1 protein-coding gene is annotated in these 965 nt (G+C 50.3%); it reads right to left on the reverse strand.

What is annotated here, in order from left to right:
* Positions 1-950, reverse strand: a 950-nt coding sequence (locus LGZ99_RS24480; protein ID WP_449301376.1) for an IS630 family transposase, incomplete at its 3' end; no start/stop codon positions are given.
* Between the last annotated feature and the right edge of the window lie 15 nt (positions 951-965).

A 965-nucleotide genomic window follows, 5' to 3' on the forward strand; every position in this document is an offset into this window, starting at 1 on the left:
TCCGTAAAAAAACGATGGATTGCCTGCCTGAACAAGGTCGTCGAAGCGAAATAATGGTTATTCCTGACCTGTTCATTCATCACCTTCCACAGCCTTTCTATCGGGTTCAGATTCGGGCTGTATGGCGGCAGATAATGCAACTCAATATTCATCACAAACGCCCAGTCTTTCACCAGCCTGCTTCGGTGGTAACCGGCTCCGTCAAGGATAATATGAACCTTCTGACTGACCGGATAGGTCTCACGGATGGCAATGAAGAACTCGGCGATGTGATAACTGTCGATACGGTCATACTCACGTACTACCGTTTTGCTGATATCGGCCAGATTCAGGGCCCCCATCAGGTTCAGACGGGTACGGCTTCCCGTGGTTTTCACCGCGGTTTTCTGCCCTTTGCGCATCCAGCCATAAGCGAGTTTGGTCCCCTGAGTGGGATGGACGCCATCAATGAACAGGATGGGTTCATGGTCTCCGGCTTCCTGTTTGAGTTTCCCGTAGGTTTCCATAAAGGTTCGTTGCTGCTCCGCGTTGAACTTGTGTGGTACGCCGGTCGGTCTTTTATAACTGAATCCATTGTGGTGCAGCCATTTATTCATGCCGGGAACAGTGTAACTGATATCCCACGCTTCTTTGACAAGGCGGATAACCGCCTGTGTGGTGGGCAGAAGATTCGCGGTCAGATAAGCGATAAGTTCCTGAGTCTGTGTTTCGCTGAGATGGCTCTGAGAGCCGCCATTTTCGGGCTTGAGTTTGCGGTGATTAAGGTAATCGCTGATATGACGATTAACGGTCGTTTCATGAAGACGCAGGGCCTGAGCGATCATCACGGAACTCCAGCCCTCAGAGGCCAGCAGGACCGCTTTGATGCGATCACACTCTCTCTTATCACGGCAGGTGTGATGGAGGTGTTCAAGTTCGGCTTTTTGTTCATCGGTAATGAAGATTTTCATGACTGATACCATGAA

Origin of the sequence: Photorhabdus temperata, from assembly GCF_025384845.1 — a bacterium.
Lineage (GTDB): Bacteria > Pseudomonadota > Gammaproteobacteria > Enterobacterales > Enterobacteriaceae > Photorhabdus > Photorhabdus temperata.